Origin of the sequence: Rhabdobacter roseus (assembly GCF_014202275.1) — a bacterium.
Taxonomy (GTDB): Bacteria; Bacteroidota; Bacteroidia; order Cytophagales; family Spirosomataceae; genus Rhabdobacter; species Rhabdobacter roseus.
Genome location: NZ_JACHGF010000001.1, coordinates 1,101,734 through 1,117,714 on the forward strand (window position 1 = coordinate 1,101,734; position 15,981 = coordinate 1,117,714).

At 53.3% G+C, this 15,981-nt stretch carries 14 protein-coding genes; 4 read left to right on the forward strand and 10 right to left on the reverse strand.

Translation table 11 applies throughout. The features are described from left to right. The 3 genes from HNQ92_RS04640 to recG form a co-directional block, all read right to left on the reverse strand. A partial coding sequence (locus HNQ92_RS04640) for a tetratricopeptide repeat protein (protein ID WP_184171557.1) occupies window positions 1-1,930 on the reverse strand: 1,930 nt, incomplete at its 3' end. After that, a complete protein-coding gene (locus tag HNQ92_RS04645; RefSeq protein ID WP_184171559.1) occupies window positions 1,927-3,090 on the reverse strand; it encodes an ATP-binding protein in 1,164 nt (387 codons plus the stop codon). The genes HNQ92_RS04640 and HNQ92_RS04645, both read right to left, overlap by 4 nt. 145 nt (window positions 3,091-3,235) lie before the next feature. Next, window positions 3,236-5,338: an ATP-dependent DNA helicase RecG gene (gene recG / locus HNQ92_RS04650; protein WP_184171561.1), complete on the reverse strand. Its 2,103-nt coding sequence runs from the start codon at window positions 5,336-5,338 to the stop codon at window positions 3,236-3,238. A 147-nt stretch (window positions 5,339-5,485) separates the two neighbouring features. Here recG and HNQ92_RS04655 point away from each other — a divergent pair, with 147 nt between their 5' ends. Next, window positions 5,486-5,995 carry a DUF2911 domain-containing protein gene (locus HNQ92_RS04655; RefSeq protein ID WP_184171563.1) on the forward strand — a complete coding sequence of 170 codons (510 nt, stop codon included), beginning with the start codon at window positions 5,486-5,488 and terminating at the stop codon, window positions 5,993-5,995. 99 nt (window positions 5,996-6,094) lie between these two features. On the opposite strand, the gene HNQ92_RS04660 is transcribed toward HNQ92_RS04655, so the two are convergent. From HNQ92_RS04660 to HNQ92_RS04680, 5 genes are all read right to left on the reverse strand, one after another. Further along, window positions 6,095-6,562, reverse strand: a complete 468-nt coding sequence (locus tag HNQ92_RS04660; RefSeq protein ID WP_184171565.1) for a hypothetical protein — start codon at window positions 6,560-6,562, stop codon at window positions 6,095-6,097. A 48-nt stretch (window positions 6,563-6,610) separates the two neighbouring features. Continuing rightward, window positions 6,611-6,985, reverse strand: a complete 375-nt coding sequence (locus HNQ92_RS04665) for a diacylglycerol kinase family protein (RefSeq protein WP_184171567.1) — start codon at window positions 6,983-6,985, stop codon at window positions 6,611-6,613. Between the two features lie 83 nt (window positions 6,986-7,068). Further along, window positions 7,069-7,974, reverse strand: coding sequence for an SMP-30/gluconolactonase/LRE family protein (locus tag HNQ92_RS04670; protein ID WP_184171569.1), 906 nt, complete (start codon window positions 7,972-7,974; stop codon window positions 7,069-7,071). A gap of 154 nt (window positions 7,975-8,128) precedes the next feature. Continuing rightward, window positions 8,129-8,809: a thioredoxin family protein gene (locus HNQ92_RS04675; protein ID WP_246439615.1), complete on the reverse strand. Its 681-nt coding sequence runs from the start codon at window positions 8,807-8,809 to the stop codon at window positions 8,129-8,131. Between the two features lie 14 nt (window positions 8,810-8,823). Next, on the reverse strand, window positions 8,824-9,363 hold the full coding sequence (locus HNQ92_RS04680; protein WP_184171571.1) for a TlpA disulfide reductase family protein: 540 nt from the start codon (window positions 9,361-9,363) through the stop codon (window positions 8,824-8,826). Window positions 9,364-9,786: 423 nt separating this feature from the next. Between HNQ92_RS04680 and rplU the strand changes: the two genes are divergently transcribed. The 3 genes from rplU (at window position 9,787) to HNQ92_RS04695 (ending at window position 11,195) form a co-directional block, all read left to right on the forward strand. After that, on the forward strand, window positions 9,787-10,098 hold the full coding sequence (gene rplU, locus HNQ92_RS04685; RefSeq protein WP_184171573.1) for a 50S ribosomal protein L21: 312 nt from the start codon (window positions 9,787-9,789) through the stop codon (window positions 10,096-10,098). Between the two features lie 60 nt (window positions 10,099-10,158). Then, the gene (gene rpmA, locus HNQ92_RS04690; RefSeq protein ID WP_184171574.1) at window positions 10,159-10,440 is read left to right on the forward strand and encodes a 50S ribosomal protein L27; all 282 of its coding nucleotides are present in this window, start codon (window positions 10,159-10,161) and stop codon (window positions 10,438-10,440) included. A 158-nt stretch (window positions 10,441-10,598) separates the two neighbouring features. Then, window positions 10,599-11,195: a NifU family protein gene (locus HNQ92_RS04695; RefSeq protein ID WP_184171576.1), complete on the forward strand. Its 597-nt coding sequence runs from the start codon at window positions 10,599-10,601 to the stop codon at window positions 11,193-11,195. 77 nt (window positions 11,196-11,272) lie between these two features. On the opposite strand, the gene HNQ92_RS04700 is transcribed toward HNQ92_RS04695, so the two are convergent. Further along, on the reverse strand, window positions 11,273-13,675 hold the full coding sequence (locus HNQ92_RS04700; RefSeq protein ID WP_184171578.1) for a T9SS type B sorting domain-containing protein: 2,403 nt from the start codon (window positions 13,673-13,675) through the stop codon (window positions 11,273-11,275). A gap of 185 nt (window positions 13,676-13,860) precedes the next feature. Then, a complete protein-coding gene (ftsH, locus tag HNQ92_RS04705; protein WP_184171581.1) occupies window positions 13,861-15,930 on the reverse strand; it encodes an ATP-dependent zinc metalloprotease FtsH in 2,070 nt (689 codons plus the stop codon). Window positions 15,931-15,981 lie beyond the last annotated feature (51 nt).

Sequence of the window (15,981 nt, forward strand, 5' to 3'; positions counted from 1 at the left end):
GGATAGCTTTGAGGTAGGCTGTTTCGGCGTCTTGATACCTTCTCAGGTGATCCTGATATAATGTACCTAGCCTATACCAGGAGTCGGGATCATTTTTGTCCAGTTGGATAGCTTTGAGGTAGGCTGTTTCGGCGTCTTGATACCTTCTCAGGTGATCCTGATATAATGTACCTAGCCTATACCAGGAGTCGGGATCATTTTCGTCTAGTTGGATAGCTTTGAGGTAGGCTGCTTCAGCCTCTTGGTATCTTGCTAGATCATCCTGATACAAAGTACCCAGCATATACCAGGGAGCTGCTCTTTCGTCCAGCTGGGTGGCTTTAAGGTAAGCTGTTTCTGATTGAGGATAGTTCTTAAAGTGGATTTGATTTAAATAGCCAATTACATACCAGGCAAAGGCATTTTCAGGGTTAATGTCGAGTATATCTTGAAAAGCAGCAAGGGCTTCCGGCCCGTTTTCATTTGTTAATAATTCCAGGGCTCTATCCGTCAATTCCTTTTCCTTTTCACTGATGTATTCTTTCGGGATCTCAAAATCCTTGAAAATGGTTTTGTCCGTTTTGGCCATCCCAAGCAGTTCCTGGTAGCTCTTGTTTCGGAGCCTAGTAGCGAGCTCTGCATCCTGTATGCCGTCGGCAAGGGCAAGCTGCACGCTCACGTGGTCCCGATGGGCGGCGCTGTTGCCAAGCGCGTGCTCCGCAATTTGCGGAAGCTCCTTGCCGTACAGTGTCACCAGGAATTTCGTCAGGCAAAGGAGTTCTTTCTTTTGGCGGCGGCTGCTGCGGCGCATCAGGTACCAGATATTGAAAAAACGCTCACTGATTTGGTAGGCCTGCCCTTTTTTCTGATAAGCTTTAAGGCGTTCTATCCAGCCTACCTCCGTGAGGCGTGTGAGTTGGGGGGCTATTTGCTGGTTTTCGAGCTGTGTGATTTGCCGCAGCTCTTCCAGGGCAATGGGGTCCCAGTGCAGGGCTACGGCGTCGAGGATTACCTGCATTTGCTCCGACAGCTCCTCAAAACGGGCTTTGTACAAAGGCGTCATGACGTCCATCAGCCCTTCCAGGTCAGTCTGTATATTGATAGAAAATCCGCTCTGGATGAGTGGGTACAGCATCACAACGGTACGGGGTGTACCGCCCGTGAGTTGGTACAAAGTACGTAAACGCCCCCGCTGGGCGTACATGGTATTAATAAAGGCAGGGTTATTAGTTAGCTCAGCAAGGTTACGCAGTACGTCTAGTGTTTCTTCATAGGTTAGCTTTTTGAGGTATTGGATCTGGAAAGCATCGTAAAAGGGCGCTGCGTAGTCTACGGTGTCGGCCAGGGTATGGGCGCTGGCTCCTACCAGGATAGGCCCTCCCTGATCCATGAGGATGGCCCGAAGCTGATGGTGTTCTTCCTTAGAAAGACGGTCGAAAATGAGGCTAAGATTGTCCACCAGCAGTACCGGGCGACGGCCTAAACGTTGGGTCCATTGTGCAAAATGCGCATACATTTGCGGCGCAGTAATATTTCTGGCTTGGGTAGCCCACTGGTTAATGTCGTTGTCTAGCTGAGAAAGCAGGTTGGTGTGGCCGCTACGTTCCAGAGCATCGGCGAGGGCATCCAGGCAATTGAGCCAGAATTTGGAAAGGCGATCTACGTTGTATTGTTCTTCGGGGAAGGTTAGCGGAATAAATGACGCCCGGTACTTCTCTTTACGAAGCTCTACGGCAATTCGGTGCAGCAGGGTAGACTTGCCCATGCCGCGCTGACCGATAATCAGATAATGCTGCGGAATGGTGTCAGGCGTTTCGGCGGTGATACTCTGGATGAGGTATTCCAAGATCTTGATCCGGGTAATAAAAGCCCGTTCTATTTCAACGTCGCTGAGTCGGCCGGGATTATAAAAGCCGATTTGGGTGGTTTTGAAGGCAGTTTCTTGGCTCATCTTGCGTATCGGTTATACCAGAAATCCCGAATCAGGGGTGAACGAAACAGGTAATGGTTATTCTCTTCGGTAAGGTATCCATCGTTCTTAAGCATGGCGAGAAGCTTCGCGAGTATACTTTCCGCCTGATCTATATCCTGGTGTTTCGAGTGAAGCACATTGACCAGGTTTTCTCTTTTCACACCTTTGGGGGCCTGGCAGGTATGCTTTAGTACTACAAGGGCATCGTCTTTATAGGTACCATATTGTTCTTCCAGGCGTTCAATCCAAGTACTTAAATAGGCTCCGTTGATAATACTTTCGTAGGCTTCATCTATCAAGTCAGCATTGATGGGCCTAGCCTCTAGCTGATGGTACCCTTTTATCTTTTCAAAAAGTACCTGGATGAAGTATGGAAGTAGGTAGCCTAGTTTATCGAGCATCTTTTCTCTGACTTCCTCGGTCAGTTCCACCTTATTTCCTTCTTCCAACGCCTGGATCATAGCCTTGCCCGTGTTTAGATCAAAGGCTTTCAACTCATAGAATTTAAAATCATTGATCGTCTTGCTTAGCTGATGACTGGTCGTAAAATTCTCTATGCCTACCGAGCTACAATAAATCCAGCGGATTTTTGAGTTTGATACCTGGCGCAAGCTTCTGAGCCAGTGCAAGAGTTCTTCTACGTGCCTTTTTTCGCCTCCCGCGTTCGTAAGCATACCATTGAGAAGTACCGCTACTTCATCAAAAAAGATCACCGTTTCCTTGTCGTGTGGAAGTACTTTTTCTAGTTCGCGATATACGTTTGCTTTTTCTCTTTGCCATTCCAGGCTTACGGAGGCACCTCCCATACTTAATTTAGGCTTTAATAAGCTAAGTGTCTCAAATAGTTTGTTTGCTGCCTCCTTCGTTTTATCCCAAGCAGATGTTTTGAGTTGATCCGTCAATAGTTCAATGAATTGAAACTCCAGGTTAGCTTTCTCCAGATTAATTTCAATAGTAAGCCACCCATTTTGCGCAGCTTTTTCAAGCATCTTTTTAGCAAAGGAGCTTTTGCCAACCCGACGTGGAGAGGGAAGTAGAATATTATTTCCATCCTTGAGCAACTCCCAGACGTACTCTATTTCCTTTTCTCTCCCAAAGAAGTCATCCCCCGCTACGGGTGCACCAATTCTGTTTCGCATATTTGGGAATGTTTTAAATACGGAAACAAATATATACATTTTTGCATATATACAAAAATGTATATTTAAATATTTGCAAAAATAGAGACTCGGACTCAGAACGTCTCTCTAGCTGGGTGTCACTAAGACGGGAATTAATAAATTCCTAACTAATCCGACTCCAGTTCGTTTCAGCCTGGCGGAGGTTGTCCAAATGCGACCGAATGGCAGTATTTTCGGGTAAAACCAGCTCCGGATCTTTTTCCAGAATGGCTTCGGCGGAGGCGCGGGCGGCCTTGAGGATTTCGCCGTCCTTGGCCAGGTCGGCGATGAGCAGGTCCATGAGGCCGCTTTGCTGGGTACCTGACAAGTCACCGGGGCCGCGGAGCTGGAGGTCTACCTCGGCAATCTCGAAGCCGTTGTTGGTGCGGCACATGGTTTCGAGGCGGCGGCGGGTATCCTGGCTCAGCTTGAAGTCCGTCATGAGAATACAAAATGACTGCTCTGCGCCGCGCCCTACGCGCCCGCGCAGCTGGTGGAGCTGCGCCAACCCAAAGCGCTCGGCGTTTTCGACCACCATCACCGAGGCGTTGGGTACATTGACGCCCACCTCAATGACCGTCGTCGCCACCATGATCTTGGTTTCGTTTTTGACAAAGCGCGCCATTTCGTACTCCTTGTCCTTGGGTTTCATTTTACCGTGCAGGATGCTCAAAGGTACCTCCGGGAAGGAGCGCGCCACGCTTTCGTAGCCGTCCATGAGGTCTTTGAGGTCCATTTTTTCGGATTCTTCGATGAGCGGGTACACCATGTACACCTGCCTGCCCTTGGCGATTTCCTCCCGCAAAAAACCAAAGACGGCGGTCCGGTGGGCATCGTAGCGGTGTACGGTCTTGATGGGCTTGCGCCCGGCGGGTAGTTCGTCGATGACGGAGATGTCCAGGTCGCCGTAGAGCGTCATGGCCAGCGTGCGCGGAATGGGCGTGGCCGTCATGACCAGGATGTGCGGGTGTATCTGGTCGTTTTTGGCCCAGAGCTTGGCGCGCTGCGCGACCCCAAAGCGGTGCTGCTCGTCGATGATGCACAGGCCCAGGTCCTTGAACTGCACCACGTCTTCGAGCAGGGCGTGGGTACCTACGATGATCTGCATGGAGCCGTCGCGGAGCTGCTCATGAATGACGTCCCGCTCTTTTTTGCGCGTGGAGCCGGTGAGCTTCCCGATATTGATGCCCAGCCGGTCGGCGTATTCTTTCAGTCCCTGGTAGTGCTGGTCGGCCAGGATCTCGGTGGGGGCCATGAAGCAGGCCTGGGTGTCGCTGTCCAGGGCCATGAGGGTCGTAATAAAGGCCACGATCGTCTTGCCCGAGCCCACGTCGCCCTGCAGTAGTCGGTTCATTTGCTTGCCGGTGCGGAGGTCGTCCCGGATCTCGTGTAGTACTTTTTTCTGGGCGTTGGTGAGGTCGAAGGGCAGGTGGTGGTCGTAAAATTCCCGCACCAGATGTACCTTGCTGAATACCTGACCGGGGTATTCGTTTTTTTGTAAAAGTTTACTTTTAATAAGACGCAGCTGATTGTAAAACAGCTCCTCAAATTTGAGCCGCCGCAGGGCCTGGGCCAAGTGCGCGTGGCTTTGCGGCATGTGGATATTCCAGAGCGCTTCTACTTTGGAGACGAGACGATACTGTAGCAGCAGGGCGTCGGGCAGGGTTTCGCGGATGTGCGGAATGGCCTGTTCCAGCAGCGTACGCGTCATGCGGGCAATGGCCTTGCTATCCACAAAGCGCTTGCGGAGCGTTTCGGTCAGCGGATACACGGGCTGCCAGGTGCCTCCTTTTTCGTTTTCGGGCGTGAGCGGGTCCAGCTCCGGGTGCGTGATGCTGTACTTACCGCCAAAAAAAGCGGGCTTGCCGTATACCAGGTACTCTGCGTCGCGCCGGAGGGATTTCTCAAACCAGGTGATGCCCTGAAACCACACCAGCTCCAGGGTACCCGTGCCGTCGGTAAATTGGGCCACCAGGCGCTTTTTAGCGCCTTCACCCACGATAGTCCATTCTTTAAGCCGACCCTTTATCTGGGCAGCCGGCAGTAGTTCGGTAAGCTCACTGATGCGGTGAAACTGGCTGCGATCCTCGTGCCGGAACGGGTAGTGTTGCAGCAGATCGCCGTAGGTAAAAATAGCCAGCTCTTTGTTGAGCAGGACCGCCCGCTGGGGGCCTACGCCTTTCAAAAATTCAATCTTGGTATCGAAGAAGTTATTGCGCTCGGTCATTCGTCATGGGTACTTCGGCTAGGTTCAAAAGTACAAAATAGTGCGCGGAAAACTTGACCGCTGGCTCGGAACTTAAACATTATTATAACTTTTTAGCGTGGTTATACGTTTGTCAAGGGAATGTCAACCAAACCAAATTCCATTCCTATGAAAACCATTATTGGCACCCTTTTCTTAACGCTCGTGGCTTTTACCTGGGCTTCGGCGCAAGCTCCCTCAAGCCCACGTGTGACGGCCGAGGGTAAAAATGTAAGCATAGCTTACGGCCAGCCTTCCAAGCGCAACCGGGTACTTTTTGGCAACGACGGCAGCGGCAGCCTGGAGCCGTATGGCAAAGTATGGCGCACCGGTGCCAACCAGGCTACCGAAATTACGTTCAAGAAAGATGGTACTTTTGGCGGGAAACCCGTCAAAGCAGGTACCTATTCGTTGTTTAGCATTCCGGGCGAAAAAGAATGGACCGTGATCCTGAACCCTGAGCTGAAGCAGCCGGGTGCTTTTGGTTATGATAAAATCAAGGATAAAAATACGTTGGAAGTAACCGTACCCGCCAAAAAGTATAAGGAGTCGTCGGAAAAGCTGATGTTTAACGTGTCTGACAAATCGCTGGATCTGCATTGGGACAAGGAAGGCTTCTCCGTACCCCTGAAGTTTTAAGGACCCAAGTACTTTTACAAGTACCTTTAGAAGCAAGAAAGAAAGCACGACGACCCAGCGGGGCGTCGTGCTTTCTTTTGGGTTATGTCAGGAAAGTACCTATTCCGGATTGTCTAAGAACAACAGCGCGTCGCGGTTGCGCAGCCACACGGCCTGGTTCAATTGGCTACTCGCTTGTAGCGAAAGGGTACTTGACACCAGCCCGGTACCCAGCGATACCCAAAAGAAGGTCCGGATGGTACTGCGGTTCCCGCTGACGAGCGCGGCGATGGATCCGGCGGCCCCGCCCAACGAAATCACCGTCGCGATGTTGCGCTTCCGGCGCGAGCGGAGGTACAGCTGCAGACCGCCCGGCGAGATAGAAAACTCGCGTTGCAACGACGCCGCACCCACGTATACCGTGTTGTTTCGGACGTAACGCGTCGGGCTAATCAGGTAAATCGTTTCTTTGTCGTACCACTGCCGGGCCTTTTCGGCCGTAGGTACTTGCGCCCTGGCTTCCAGGTACCCTAGCAACAAAAGCACCGCGCCAAGAAGGTAGTTTTTTTTTAGTAGTTGATTCATCATAAGGTCATTTTGCAATGATTTAGCAGAAGCCAGGTACTTGGAGGCTGTTCAGAAGAGCGCCAGCAGTTTTGGCAGAAAGATCAAAGTACCTACCACAGCCGCTACCAGTGCCACCAAAAGTACCCCGGCGGCCGAGACATCCTTGACGGCTTTGATGGTAGGGTGGTAGTCGGGCGAAACCAGATCGGCCAGTTTTTCCAGCGCCGTATTGAACGCTTCGGCGGCCCACACGAGCCCGACTTGCGTCAGGATCACGCACCATTCCATCCGCGATAGCTGCAACCAGAAACCCGCCCCGACTACCAGCGCTGCCGCCAGCAGGTGAATCCGGGCGTTGTTTTCGTAGCGAAACAGGCTGGCTATACCGGCTCCGGCAAAACGAAAGCTACGAAGGGCTTTGCGGAGGTCAACGGGGTGGCTCATCGGGTTTGAAGATTGGCATGAAGACAGTACGCAAAGTACAACTACGAAACGGCGGGGAGGTTTCAGGGGGAGCTCGAAACGACCTACTTTCGGTCGGTGAATTCCTTCATCATGACCCACTCCCGGCCCGAATTTTTGGCCTTAAAGGTTTCCAGGCAGCCCCGGTCTTGTAGCGTAATGTAGCAGTTCTTCCCTTTTCTGCCCCCAAAACAAATGTTGGATACGTTCTTGCCGATCGTCGGGATGGTACGAAGTACCTGCCCCTGCGGCGACACCACCGCTACTTCGCCCTTGCCCCAGCGGGTGATGTACAGGTTTCCTTTGCTGTCGCAGCGCATGCCGTCCATGCCGCCGTCTTCAAACTGCAGCAGCAGGCGCTTGTTGGTCAAAGTACCATCGGGGGCCAGGTCAAAGGCCCAGACGTTGCGCTGCACGCTTTCGTTGACGTAGAGCGTCCGCTCGTCGGGGCTTATTTCAATGCCGTTGGTGGTACCCATGCGCTCGGCTACGAGCCGCGTTTTGCCGTCGGGCGTGACGTGCCATACCTGGCCGGTGCCGTCTTTCCAGTTGGGGTCGGAGCAGAAAATGTGGCCGCTGCGCGTAATGGCCAGGTCGTTGGGTTGGTTCATGCGGGGCTCGTGGGCCAGCACCGTCACGTCACGAGTTTCCAGATCGGCCTTAAGTACCTTGTGACCCGTAAAGTCAGCGATGTAAAACGTGTTTTCGTCGCCAAAGCGGATGCCGTTGCCGGTACTTCCCTTGGGTAGCGTAATAAAAAAGCTGGTGCCTCCCCGGCGACTGATGCGGGCGATGGTGCCATCCTGCGCAAAGTTGACGGCATAAATGTTGCCATCGGCATCGACAGCCGGACCTTCGCAGTTGCTGGTAAATTCACCTTCGTTGGTGAAGGTTTTAGTAACGGGCTGGGCCACAAGGTACCCCGCCGAGGTACAGGCCAACAAAAGCAGGGCTATCCGGTAATAATGCATGGTAGTAGAGAAGGAGTGATGGCTAATACGACAACAGGCCCACAAGGTAAAGAGTATTGTGTAAATGGCAAAGTACCTGTCTGTGCTGGGGGAGTTTGCGCATAAAAAAAGCCGGACCTTGCAGCCCGGCACTTTCTAAAGGTACCTGGTAAAATCAAATATCTTTCCACTTAATAGCGCAGCCAATGGCCTTGGTGGTGGTGGTTACGACGGGCTTGTTGGCCAGCAGATTCGTCACGGCATCGTCAACGTAGCGTTTGGTGACACCCGCCGGGTCCTGCGGATTGTCGTCAATGGTACCGATGTACTGCACCACGAAGCGCCCACCGCTATTTTTGAGCACAAAAACGTGGGGAGTACGCGTAGCGCCAAAGGCCTGAGCTACCGTTTGGGCGTCGTCGGCGAGGTAGGGGTAAGGGTACCCTTTGCTACTGGCGCGCTCTTTCATTTTTTCAAAGGTATCGTCCTCGTAGTCGGTGGGGTCACTGGGATTCACCGCCAGGACCGGGTACCCTTGCGACGCAAACTTCGCGTGCAGGGCAATGATACGGTCTTCGTAGGCTTTGGCAAAGGGGCAGTGATTGCACGTAAAAACCACCATAACACCCTTTTTGGAGGAATAATCGGAGAGGGACACCATGCTACCGTTCACATTTTTGAGCCGAAAATTGGCCACTGCCTCCCCGACCTGGTACCCGGCGGGCGCTAAGCCCGCGTCTGGCCGGGTTCGAAGCTGAGCCGGAAGCGACAGCGCCACCGCGACGGCCCCCAGGCTCGTCAGGAAGGCGAGTACCATCCAGAGGGTAATTCTTCTTTTTGCGTTATCGGTATTCATGGTTCATAAGGACGTTAGTAGTCGGTGAAGTAACTTAGTTCCCGGGCCAGCGTTTCGTAATCGAGCGGTTTTTCGTAAAAAGAACGACGGCCCCGCGCCGGATTCAGGATCAGGGTAGCTGGTAAAGCGCCCGACCAGGTTGAATCTACCCGTTCGATCCAGCGATTCGCGTCGGTTTCGTTCAGGAGCCATACGGTACTTTTTATATTGTGACGTTCTATAAAAGGAACGACCCGATCTTCAATATCTTTTGCGAAGTCCATACTAACCAGCAGCACCCGTACTTTCTGATGAGCAAAATTGGCCTGTACCTCTTCAAAATGAGGGAGTTCGGCTACGCAGGGGCGGCACCAGGTGGCCCAGAAATTGATGATATAGGTAGTATCGGAATCCTGGTGATGCAGGAGCGTATCCAGGGTTTCCCATTTTACCTGCACCAAGGGTTGGGCGTTAGGTGCCGGAGCTTCTCCGGGCAGAGGGCCGTGCTGGGTTGGCTCCTGGGCAAAGGCCAGGCTACAAAAGGATAAGGCGCAGAAAAACAGTAGTTTATTCATTTCTCAAGACAACAGATAAGTACAACACGCTGAACAACTACCTGGCCCCTCGCAAACACCGTGCCCTTTTTGAATTTTAACCTAAAAGTACACATTTTTTTTAATGAGTACAAGCAATGCTTCTATTTGAAATCGCTAAGAGTCAGGTGTATAGATTGACAATAGAGGCGGCTTTAAAATAAGGTCGGGCATTGGACCAAAGCTGGGCGCGTTCGTTTAATGCGAAGTTTATGGATCTCCCCGGAAGAAGGTAGTTCTATTCCGAAAACACGCGGTGGTTTCCGCCTTCGGATGTCCCTTATAAGCAAGGTACACGCCTCCGCAAAAGTACCGGTAAATTTTTAGGTAAGGCATTGTTATTCTTAGGGTATATGGCTATCTTTGCACCTCGTTTTAAAAAATCGTTTTTAACTAATTGAAATCATGTACGCAATAGTAGAAATCGCAGGCCAGCAATTTAAAGTCGAAAAGGGCCGCGAAATCTTCACGCATAGGCTTGAAGGTGACGCGGACGCTGCACTTGTGTTTGATAAAGTCCTCCTCGTGGACAATGGAGGCGATATACTGATTGGCGCGCCTCTTTTGGAAGGAGCCTCGGTAAAAGCTACGGTGCTGGGACACCTCAAAGGTGAAAAAGTGATCGTGTTTAAGAAAAAGCGCCGCAAGGGCTATCGGGTAAAGAACGGCCACCGTCAGTCGCTGACGAAAGTGCGTATCGACGATATCGTAGCTTAGGATTTTAGTAAAGACAACCGAACTTATTTTTTTACCAAGAACTTATAAAATTCGAACCTCATGGCACACAAGAAAGGTGTAGGTAGCTCGAAAAACGGCCGCGATTCGAACAGCAAACGGCTGGGCGTAAAACTTTTCGGCGGCGAGCTCGCCAAAGCGGGCAATATCATCGTACGCCAGCGCGGTACCCGGCACAACCCCGGTCGTAACGTAGGCTTAGGCCGTGACCACACGTTGTTTGCATTGGCAGATGGCCACGTGGTTTTCCGGAAATCAAAAGGTGACAAATCGTACGTTCATATCGAGCCGATCCAAGTCGAAGCGGAGCCTGCTCAGGTTTAAGCCTGGTCCGGAAGCCTGCTTCCCCACTTCAAGCCCACCGACTATCCGGTGGGCTTTTTGTTTGCATTAACTACCCCAAACTAAAGCTACGGAACGGGTGTTGTACTAACCGGACACCGACGTCCGGTTTTATTCCCCGCATTAACCATTATATTGGTATGTTACAACGCCCCGTATTTGTATACACCGAGCTGAGCCCCAACCCTAATTCCATGAAGTTCGTGCTGAATTTCAGCCTGGTACCCGACGGACTTTCCTTTGATTATCCTTCGCACGCCGCGGCGCTGGAAGAAGGGAAGGCTTCTCCCCTGGCGGCGGACCTGTTTCAGTTTCCGCACGTGCAGCGGGTTTTTATTGCCAGCAACTTCATTACCCTCACCAAAGACGACGACACGGCCTGGGAAGAGGTACTTTACGATACCAAGCAGTTTATCAAAATTTACTTCGAAGAAAATTTGCCCGTTTTTGAGGAGCAAACCATTTCGAAGAACACCATCATTGTAGACGCCAACGACTCCGACACCGTACAGAAGATCAAAGCGGTGCTGGAGCAGTACGTTCGTCCCGCCGTGGAATCGGACGGTGGTGCCATCAACTTTCATTCGTTTGATGAAAGCACCGGGGCCGTGAAGGTACTTTTGCAGGGTTCGTGCAGCGGCTGCCCTTCGTCCACGCTGACGCTCAAAGCGGGCATTGAAAACCTACTGACGCGCATGGTACCTGACGTAAAGGAAGTGGTAGCAGAAGGCGTATAGCGTGGCTGCAATCCCATATAAATAATGTTTTTTACCGTAGCGCCCGGCTCAGCCGGGCGCTACGGCTACATAGGTACCTACCGGAAAATCGTCACGCTGCCGTTGCGGGGTGGGAGCTGTTCGTGCAGGTGGATTACGTAGTAGTAGGTAGCGGCGGGTAGTTCCTGCCCGTCCAGGCGGCCGTCCCATTCCTGCGCGTAGCCTTCGGAACGAAATACGCGGTTGCCCCAGCGGTTAAAAACCTCCACCCTGCAGTCGGGGTACTCCCAGATATTCTCCAATATCCAGACATCGTTACTGCCGTCGCCGTTGGGCGTGAAGCCATTCGGAATCCGAACGGGTGTAAGTACCTCAATAGTAATCTCGCTCTCGCTGTAGCAGCCTTCGGCACTGGTGACCCGGAGCTGATAGGTGGTGGTTTCGGTGGGAGCGGCGGTAGGTTCCGCCAGGGTGGCGTCATTGAGGCCGTCAGGTGGGCTCCAGGCGTAGGTACTTCCTTCTGAGATCGAGCTTTTGATGAGAACGTCGTCGCCGGCCAGAATCACCTTCCGTCCCGGCAAAAAGGCCCGTGGCAGTGGAAGTACCCGCGCCTCCCGCACCAGCGTGCGCGTACAGCCGTTGGAGCCCGTGTAGCGGTAGCTGATCGGATGGGTACCTACGCCTGCCTGGTGGGCGCTGAAGGTACTTCCCGTGATGCCATTGCCCGCAAAAGTACCCCCGGCGGGCAGTGCCGACAGCGTGAGCCGGGCGTCGCTTTGCCCGCAGAGAGCCGGAATAGAATCAAACTGCACAACGGGGAGGGATTTTTCCTGAATGGAGAAGGGCTCCGAGCGGCGGGAGCAACCCGTAGCGGCGTCGGTTACTTCTACGCTGTACACGCCCCCCTTTTCCGCGTCGAGCTGCGGCGCGGCGGCACTGGCCAGCGGGGTACTATTCAGGTACCAGCGATACGTAAAGTCCGGCGCTTGGTTGGCCTGGAGCCGTAGGGTACTTCCTTCGCAGAAGTCGGTAGCGGCGGCGGTCACGGTGGCCGCGGGGCGTTCCTGCACGCGTAGCTGCACGGTATCGGAGGTGGTGCAGCCCGTGGTACGGTTAGTGGCCTTCACAACGTAGGTACCTGCCTGCGTAACGCCCACCAGCACGCTGTCCTGCGCGTTGATCAACGGCTGCCCATCTTTCTCCCAGCCAAAGGTCCAGGCCGCGCCGGGTACCTGGGCGCTGAGTGTAATGGGTACGTCGCGGCAGAGGTTGGCCGTGGGGCCGGGGGTTAGGGTGAGCGGGTCCGGGGCGCGGAACTGCACCCGGAATTCTTCTCCACTGATGCTGACGTTCCCGCAGCGGTTGGCAAAGCTTTTCGTGACCGAGTAGGTACCTTCCTGCGTTAGGGTAATGGAGGCCGCCTGGCCGTTGTCGAGGTTGATGCCGTTGCGCCGCCATTGGTAAGCCCAGCGCGGATCTTCCTCGGCTTTCAGGAAGATTTCATCACCCTGGCAGATGGTGATGTCGACGTGGCCGTTCTGGTCGTTGACGGAGGTACCGGGCGGGTAGCGTACTTCGGTGAGAGAAACCGGCGGCGGGTTGTCATCCGGGCAATCAATGACCAAAAGCTGAAAATCCCGGTGTACCTCTCCGATCTTTTGGCCCGCGCGGTATTCTTCTGCTACGACTCGAAAAACAAAAAGCCCCGTTTGGTTAGGGGTGAGGGTGAGGGTACCCGTCTGGGCATCGAGCCGTAGCGCCGGACTACCGGGTATCACGGCCGCTAGGCCATAGCCATTGGCCCATTCACTTTTTGGGTACGGCCCCGCCGTAGGAGCGGCCAGCGGGTCGATGTTGAAGGGCGGACGGGTACTATTAAAGGGCGTCTCAAGGCGGTACCGCAGTTGATCTCCGTCGGCGTCGGTGGCACCTGCTTCGAGCTGGTGGGGTTGGTTTCGGCAAAGAATTTCGCCGTTGGCAGGCACAAAAACGGGAGAATGATTGGCCACCGTCAGCGGCGGAAACTCAGTGTATAACACCAGGGAAGAGGTACCGGCATTGCTGAGATTGGTGACGGCACTACTGAGGCAGCAGCGCTCCCAGGAGGCGTAGTAGCCACCGGAATCGTTGTACTGCCCCACAGGCAGTCGTAGCTCCGTACAAAACGTCACGGCCCGGATCTGCAAGTTTCGGGAAAGCGCGCAGCCCGGATTCGTAAACGTGACCGGCTGCTGACCGGTACGGGGAAGTAGGATGTCGCTTAGGCGCTGGTTGTCTCTTTTTCGAAAGATCGAAGCCGTCAATTCACGCTGGTCGGCGCTGGGGTCGTTGCTGTTGGCGTCGTAGTAAAGTACCACACAGAGGGTATATACCTCGGGCTGACCGGCTTTGGGGCTCAGGGTCATATTGCCGCCAATGATGTGCGAAGCCTGGGCGGAACTGGCCAGTACTACTAGCCCCGCCAGCAGCCTCAGGGTCCTCTTTACGGTTTGTTTGGTCATGGTCAAGCGAGCATTCTGTTGGCTAAGATCGCAATTTTGGTGCCAAGACGAAAAGCCGCTCGTGCAAAGAGGTCCTTCACCCCCGCAAAGTACCTTTACGGGGGTACCTTAACAGCAGGGAGCAGACAAAAAAAGCGGCTTGAAATCAATCAAGCCGCTTGGCATTAAAGTAATTGAGAACTACGTTAGGCTTTGGATTCTTCGGTAGAACCTTCTTCGGTTACTACATCCACGTTACCCGCTTCGGCTTCTTCCTGCACGTGCTTCTTCACAATCTCTTCGTGAAGAGCCGCCTCTTCGTTGGAACGCCGGTTGATGTAGGCCTGGTAGCTGGTTTCTTTTTCGTAAGGCCGCTTGCCAATCAGTTTTTCAAGATCACCCTGGAATAAAATTTCTTTTTGCAAAAGTTCCTGAGCAATCACTTCCAACGCTTCCCGCTTATCAATGAGCATGTTTTTGACGTGCTGATAAGCCTGATCCACCAGCTTTCTTACTTCCTGGTCGATGGCCTCGGCCGTGGCGTCTGAGTAAGGCTTGGTAAAGGCGTAGTCCGACTGCTTGGAGTCATAAAATGATATGTTTCCAATCCGTTCGTTCATGCCGTACATGGTTACCATGCTGTACGCTACTTTCGTCACGCGCTCAAGGTCACTCAACGCCCCGGTAGACACTTTTCCAAATACCACGTCTTCGGCGGCTCTTCCCCCCAGGGTCATGCACATTTCGTCAAATAGCTGCTCGGTGCGGTAAAGGTACTGCTCGCGCGGGAGGTACTGTGCGTAGCCCAGCGCGGCCACCCCACGGGGTACAATCGTAACCTTCACCAGAGGATCGGCGTGCTCCAGGTACCAACCCGCTACGGCGTGCCCTGCTTCGTGGTAAGCCACGATCTGCTTTTCATCGGGGGAAATTAGCTTGTTTTTCTTTTCTAAACCACCAATGACGCGGTCCATGGCATCCTGGAAGTCCTGCATCGTAACCTCGTTGCGATCCCGGCGGGCGGCAATCAGAGCCGCTTCGTTACAAACGTTGGCGATCTCGGCTCCGGCAAAGCCGGGCGTTTGGGCGGCCAGCTTTTGGATGTCTACATCCTGAGCTATTTTAATGGGCTTCAAATGCACTTTAAAAATAGCCTCCCGACCAATCACATCGGGCTTGTCGACCGAAATCTGGCGGTCGAAACGGCCCGGCCGCAGCAGCGCCGAGTCAAGTACATCGGGACGGTTGGTGGCGGCTACGATGATAATGCCGGAGTCGGTGGCAAAGCCATCCATTTCTACCAGCAGAGAGTTCAGGGTATTTTCACGCTCGTCGTTTGAGCCCGGCATACCACCCCGACCCCGTGAGCGTCCCACGGCGTCAATCTCATCAATGAAGATGATACATGGTGCTTTTTCTTTGGCTTGCTTGAACAAATCCCGCACCCGGGCGGCACCAACCCCTACGAACATCTCCACGAAGTCGGAGCCCGAAAGGGAGAAGAAAGGTACCCCGGCCTCACCGGCAACGGCCTTGGCCAGCAGGGTTTTTCCGGTACCGGGAGGGCCCACCAGCAAAGCGCCTTTAGGGATTTTAGCCCCGAGCTTCTTAAACTTATCGGGACTCTTAAGGTAGTCTACAATTTCCTTAATCTCCTCCTTGGCTTCGTCCAGCCCGGCTACGTCGTTGAAGGTAATCTTTACCTTATTTTCGGCGTCAAACAGCGTGGCCCGCGAGCGACCGATGTTGAAGATCTGCCCACCGGGGCCTACTCCGCCCGACATCCGTCCCAGCAGGAAGTACATCACCAGAATCATAATGATAAAAAAGCCCCAGGTACCCAGGAAGCCTGTCCAATCATTACGGGTATCGATCTTGTATTCTACCTTGTCGTTGTCCGGTACCCCTTCCTGCATTTTTTCGAGGTCTTTCTTGAAAGTCTCGGCCGAGGTGACCTGAAACTGGTAGTGCGCTACCCCTTCGCCACCAAAGTAGTTGTTTTCCTTGGAGATAACCCGGTACTTGTCCATTTTCAGGGCGTCAGGCTTGAGGGTTACCTCCACGGTTTTATCGTTCACGATGGTCACGTGCTGTACTTCGCCTTCGGTGACCATCTTTTCGAAGCGCTTTTGTGAAATCTCTCCCAGATTAGAGGAACGACTGAGGTAGGTGATTCCCAGAATCGTGGCAATCAAGGCGGCAATGATCCAGCCTTGGTAGCCGCGCTGAGGGCTTTTCGGGTTCAGTGGGTTTCGCTTGTTATCGTTTTCAGACATTATTGTATTGCATTAGTAGAAAATAGTAATGATAGAACGCATTCAACTCTC